Below are 1893 nucleotides of genomic sequence, written 5' to 3' on the forward strand. Positions count from 1 at the left end.
GGCGAGGGCCCGGTGCCGACCGAGGTCCTCGTCATGTGTACGCGGTGCGGCCGCCCCCAGCGAGCGGGGGCGGGCCGCTGCGCCGCGTGCGGGGCCGAGCTGCCCGAGGCCCCCCTTCCTCCGCCCGTCGGAGTCGCTGGAGGTCCCTTCCTCTCGGCGGAGCTCGTGGGCGGGCGCGTCCTGGTGGGGGAGGGCAACCGGCTCTCCTTCCGTTCGGGCCCCTCCGCCACGCCCTTCCTCCTCGAGCTGCCCAGCCTGCGCCGCCTGTCCCTGGTGCACCGGCCGCGCTACGAGGCCCTCGTCCTCACCCTCGTGGCGCTCGTGGCGTTGCCCTTCGTGCCGGGGGTGGTGCTGCGCGTGCTCCTCGGGCTGGTGGCCCTGGGGGGCGTGGCGCTCGTGTTCTCCGGCCGGCGCTACACGCTGGCCCTGGAGTCCGCGGGCGGGGTGGCGACGCGCTGGGACCTGGGGGCCGTGCAGCGGGGCTCCAGCATGGAGCAGCGTGTGTGGTCCGCCTGGAGCACGCTCGCGGACGTGGTGCGCTCCCGGGGCGTGGAGGTGCGCGAGCCCGCGTCGGATCCGGGCACCTCGCGCGGTTGAGCATCAAGACGCAAGGCATGGAGCGCATGCTGACGAACGAATTGGAGTCGAAGCCGCGAGGGTTCGAGCGCGTGGCGCCCCTCGTGTTGGCCGTGGTGCTCGCGGGCTTCTACGCCCCGCTCTGGCTGGGGCAGCAGCTCTACCGGCGCGACACGTGGCGGATGCTGGTGCCCTGCCGGGCCTACGTGGGCGAGCGGCTGCGCGCCGGGGAGTTCCCCTCCTGGTTCCCCTATGAGTCGCTCGGGACTCCCTTTCATGCCCAGGCGGTGTGTGGGGTGCTCCACCCGCTGACGTGGCTGTCCGCGTGGCTGCGCCCGGAGCTCGTCATCTCCCTCCAGACCCTGTGCGCGGTGGCGCTCGCGGCCTGGGGGACGTGGCGTCTGGCCCGGCTGCTCGGTGCGGAGCGGGGGGGGAGCGCCCTGGCGGCGGTGGCCTTCGCCCTCGGTGGCTACCTCACCTCGGAGACCTCCAACATCGTCTACCTGTGGGGCGCGGCGCTCCTGCCGGTGCAGCTCTACGCCTTCAGCCGCGCGGCGCTCCGCGGGTGGGACCGCGCCCACTTCCTGTTGGCGCTCGGCGCGACCGCCTCCACGGTGCTCATCGGGGATCTCCAGGGGGTCTACCTCTTCACCCTCGCCGCCGGCTGCTTCGGGCTGGCCCTGGCGGGGGGACGGTGGCGGCCGTATCTCGCCGGCTGCGTGGGGTGTGCGGTGCTCCTCGCGGGCGTGTGCGCGGCCCAGCTCCTGCCGAGCTGGACGCTGCTGCGCTCGAGCTCGCGCGCCGGGGGACTCCCCTGGGACGAGGCGACGTACTGGTCGCTCCACCCGCTCCGGGTGCCCGAGCTGCTCCTGCCGGGCCTCACGCCGCTGGGCGCCCCGGGCCGGGCCCAGGCCCTCTTCGGCTCGGCGCCGGGCTACCTCTTCTGGGCCGAGGCGCTCGGCGGCAGTGCCCTGGTGTCCTTCCTCGCCGTGCTCGGGCTGTTCCACCCGGGTGTGTCCCGGCGGGTGCGCGGGGTGCTCGCGGGCCTGGCGCTGGTGGGGTTCCTCCTCGCGCTCGGCCGGTACGGGGGGCTCTACCGGCTGGCCTTCGCGGTGCTCCCGTTGATGAACAGCTTCCGCTGGCCGGAGAAGCTGGTGCCCCTCTTCCTCGCGGCCTGGGCCGTGCTCGCCGCCCTGGGGTGGAGTCGGGCCCTGGAGGGACGGTGGCGCCCCGCGGCGTTCGCCACCGGAGGGCTGGGGCTGCTCGCCGTGGGGGCCCTCGTGTCCGCCGGTGCCTTCTCGCCCGTGGTGGGGGACT

Annotated in this window: 1 protein-coding gene and 1 pseudogene; both read left to right on the forward strand. The window is 75.2% G+C overall.

All coding sequences use genetic code 11. From position 1 onward, the window contains the following. The coding region (locus VF697_RS27985; protein ID WP_331099788.1) for a hypothetical protein at positions 1-597 on the forward strand (597 nt) is incomplete at its 5' end. Between the two features lie 26 nt (positions 598-623). After that, positions 624-1893: pseudogene (locus tag VF697_RS27990) on the forward strand (hypothetical protein); the annotation flags it as partial.

The sequence above is a fragment of the Archangium sp. genome, from assembly GCF_036388035.1.
Lineage (GTDB): Bacteria > Myxococcota > Myxococcia > Myxococcales > Myxococcaceae > Archangium.